The following is a 3,225-nucleotide window of genomic DNA, read 5'->3' as shown; positions in this document are numbered from 1 at the left end:
GGGCCGTCCCGACCCGCTGTGGGAGCGGCTGATCACCTACGCGCACTTCCAGCGCGAGACGGAAGCCACGCTGCGCAGCCTGCGCCTGGACGGGGCCGAGCCCCCGCCGGCCCCCACCGCGGCGGGCCCGCGCTGGACCCGGGCATGAGCCGGGCCCGGGCATACGGAAACGCCCAGGGCCCCGGTCGGTTGGTGCCGACCGGGGCCCTGGGCTCCGTACGCGTTGTTCCCGCTGCTCCCGCTACACGCCGGAGGGGGCTCCGAGCATGGCGGAGGCCTTCTGGAGCGGGGTCATGGGCTCGGCGGGCGCCGGAACCGTCTCCAGCGGGCGACAGGTGAACCCCAGCGCAGTCAGGGCCCTGACCACCTCGGCGGCGGTGAAGTCGCGGCGGTCCTGGCGGGTGACGACGGCGCCGACCTGCTTCACGGGGTACGAGCGGCGCCCTATGACCACGGAGTCACCGGTGATCGGTTCGGGCTTGACGCCCTTCATCGATTCCAGGACCCCGGCCTTGGTCAGGTCGAACGGAAAGCGGGCGATGACGAAGCGCATGCTGCCTCACAGGTAAGAAGAGAACCGTCCGTGCCCGGTCCGGCAGGATCCGGGCGGGATTGCCTAAGCCGCCGTGGTGGCCGGGGACTGGCGCTGCGGCCCCCGAGCGGTGGTGGCGGTCCTGCTGCGCCGGTCCTGAGCGGGCCGGCTGCGGCGGCCCCGGGAGGCGCCGCCGGTGCCGCCCCTGGGCCGATCGGTGACGGGGGCCGTGATGACGACCGGAACGCCGGACGGCGCCTGGGCGCCGGTGATCCGGTTCAGCTCGGCCTCGCCGGAGCGGACCTGCGCGGTCTGCGGGGTGATTCCGGCGGCCTGCATGAGACGGACCATATCGCGGCGCTGGTTGGGCAGGACCAGGGTGACGACACTGCCGGACTCCCCGGCGCGGGCGGTACGGCCGCCACGGTGCAGGTAGTCCTTGGGGTCGGTCGGCGGGTCCACGTTGACGACGAGGTCGAGGTTGTCGACGTGGATGCCGCGGGCCGCGACGTTCGTGGCCACGAGCACGCTGACGTGTCCGGACTTGAACTGCGTGAGGGTACGGGTGCGCTGGGGCTGCGACTTTCCGCCGTGCAGCGCCGCGGCGCGCACCCCGCTGCTCAGCAGGTGCTCGGTCAGCCTGTCCACGCCGTGCTTGGTGTCCAGGAACATGATCACGCGGCCCTCACGGGCGGCGATCTCGGTCGTGGCAGCCTGCTTGTCGAAGTTCTGGACGTGCAGGACGTGGTGCTCCATCGTGGTCACCGCGCCCTGCGAGGGGTCGACGGAGTGCACGACGGGGTCGGTCAGGTAGCGACGGACCAGCAGGTCGACGTTGCGGTCCAGGGTCGCGGAGAACAGCATCCGCTGGCCCTCGGGACGCACCTGGTCGAGGAGCGCGGTGACCTGGGGCATGAAGCCCATGTCGGCCATCTGGTCGGCCTCGTCCAGGACGGTGATCCCGACCTGGTTCAGCCGGCAGTCGCCGCGCTGGATGAGGTCCTTCAGCCGGCCCGGGGTGGCGACGACGACTTCGGCCCCGGCGCGCAGCGCGCCGGCCTGCCGGTGGATCGGCATGCCGCCGACGACGGTGGCGATCCTCAGCTTCACCGCACGGGCGTAGGGCGTGAGGGCCGCGGTGACCTGCTGGGCGAGCTCACGCGTGGGTACGAGGACCAGCGCGAGCGGCTGGCCCGGCTCGGCCTGCTGGCCGGCGGTACGGGCCAGCAGCGCGAGGCCGAAGGCCAGGGTCTTGCCGGAGCCGGTGCGGCCGCGTCCCAGGACGTCCCGGCCCGCGAGCCCGTTGGGCAGCGTGGCCGCCTGGATCGGGAACGGGGTGGTCATGCCCTCACGGGTGAGCGTGGTGAGCAGCTGGGCCGGCATCGCCAGGTCGGCGAACGCCTCGACGGCGGGCAGCGCGGGGACCACGGTCACCGGCAGGGCGAACTCACCCTGCGGTGCGGCGGGACGGCGCCCGTAGCCGCCGCCCGAGCGCTTGGGGCCGCCGCCACCGCCGGAGCGGCTGGGGGCCGAGGAGCCGAAGCGGCTGCCGGAACGGCTGGAGGAGCCGGAGGAGCCGCCGTACGAGCCACCGTAGGAGCTGTTGGAGCCGTAGGAGCTGCCGGATCCACCCGAACGGGAGGACGAAGTGCGGTCATTCATGCGGGTCGTGCGGTTCATGCAGAACCTTCCTCGATACGGCGCACATCGAGGAGTTCTCGGCAGCGGAAAACTGGCCGCACGAGGATTCACAAGAATGAGCCGGAGCATAAAAAGATATGACGAAGTCGAATCGAACTTCGATCGACCAGTCAGATAAGGATTATCACCCTATGTGTCGGCGAAATATGCGCCGCATGCGGGTGGGGAGCCGAGGAGTTCATCCATCGGCCGAACGGTGGGGCGCTGGGACAGGTTTCCCCGTCGCGCCGCTCACGCGGGCCGAGACGGCCCGCGGATCCAGAAACGCAACGAGCTGGGGCCCGCACCCCAAGGTGCGGGCCCCAGCTACGTGGTTACGCGTGAACGTCAGGCGGTGACGATGTTCTCGGCGGTCGGGCCCTTCTGGCCCTGCGCGATGTCAAAGCTGACCTTCTGGCCTTCCTGAAGCTCACGGAAGCCCTGCGAGGCGATGTTCGAGTAGTGGGCGAACACGTCAGGACCGCCACCCTCCTGCTCGATGAAGCCGAAGCCCTTTTCCGCGTTGAACCACTTCACGGTGCCATTAGCCATGTTTTTTATCTCCTTCGGGGCACAGCCCCCAGAGATCCGCACTGTGCGAACCTCAAGTCGCCGATGATTGCCCAGCCCGGAAAACGCCGGAAAGACAAGAACACTCGCCCTGCTCCTACGAGAGGAGTGGGCAGAGGTGCTCGAAATTTTGGGAACCACAACTGCAACTCAAACCACAGTAGCACGCCGGGGTCGGATCGGCGTGGAAATAAAACGCACCCCATCCCCCGGTCCGGAAATTCTCACTTCGCCCGCGCATATTTTCCGTCCCGGTGGGCAGGGATTTTTCGGCAGCGGTTCGGTGGTGGTCGGGGGCGACCCCGGGATCCCGTACAGTGATGTTCACAACGACGCGGGGTGGAGCAGCTCGGTAGCTCGCTGGGCTCATAACCCAGAGGTCGCAGGTTCAAATCCTGTCCCCGCTACGAAAGGTCCGGCCCCCTTGACGCCCAGGCGTCAAG

General features: G+C 69.3%; 3 protein-coding genes and 1 tRNA gene. 1 reads left to right on the top strand and 3 read right to left on the bottom strand.

Annotated features, from left to right (window positions below):
• Positions 1–241: 241 nt before the first annotated feature.
• From ACFWBW_RS39170 to ACFWBW_RS39160, 3 genes are all read right to left on the bottom strand, one after another.
• Complete coding sequence (locus tag ACFWBW_RS39170; RefSeq protein WP_385383804.1) at positions 242–553, bottom strand: SCO5918 family protein; 312 nt, start codon at positions 551–553, stop codon at positions 242–244.
• A 63-nt stretch (positions 554–616) separates the two neighbouring features.
• Complete coding sequence (locus tag ACFWBW_RS39165) at positions 617–2,212, bottom strand: DEAD/DEAH box helicase (RefSeq protein WP_385383802.1); 1,596 nt, start codon at positions 2,210–2,212, stop codon at positions 617–619.
• 348 nt (positions 2,213–2,560) lie between these two features.
• Positions 2,561–2,764 (bottom strand): cold-shock protein, encoded by a 204-nt coding sequence (locus ACFWBW_RS39160; RefSeq protein WP_053678014.1) that lies wholly within the window; start codon positions 2,762–2,764, stop codon positions 2,561–2,563.
• Positions 2,765–3,115: 351 nt separating this feature from the next.
• Here ACFWBW_RS39160 and ACFWBW_RS39155 point away from each other — a divergent pair.
• Positions 3,116–3,189 (top strand) — tRNA-Met (locus ACFWBW_RS39155).
• The last annotated feature ends 36 nt before the right edge of the window (positions 3,190–3,225 follow it).

The organism is Streptomyces sp. NPDC059957 (genome assembly GCF_042730015.1).
GTDB lineage: Bacteria > Actinomycetota > Actinomycetes > Streptomycetales > Streptomycetaceae > Streptomyces.
This window is presented reverse-complemented; position numbering and strand designations above follow the sequence as displayed.